1 protein-coding gene is annotated in these 216 nt (G+C 41.7%); it reads right to left on the reverse strand.

The window, feature by feature from the left end:
* Positions 1–111 precede the first annotated feature (111 nt).
* A partial coding sequence (locus ACTRWE_RS19380; RefSeq protein ID WP_462880553.1) for an EF-Tu C-terminal domain-related protein occupies positions 112–216 on the reverse strand: 105 nt, incomplete at its 5' end.

Below are 216 nucleotides of genomic sequence, written 5' to 3' on the forward strand. Positions count from 1 at the left end.
CTGCTTTACCTAAAACCTTAAACCTTGCACCTGAAACCTTTATTTTATTGCAGGCATTAAAAAAGGCCACCTAAGTGACCTTTTTCTAACAATTAACTTAAACGTTAATTATTACTCTACGATAGTTGCTACAACACCAGCACCTACAGTACGGCCACCTTCACGGATAGCGAAACGAAGACCTTCGTCCATCGCGATTGGCGCGATTAGCGTTAC

This window comes from Pseudoalteromonas sp. G5_S1_54_S4, from assembly GCF_054968565.1.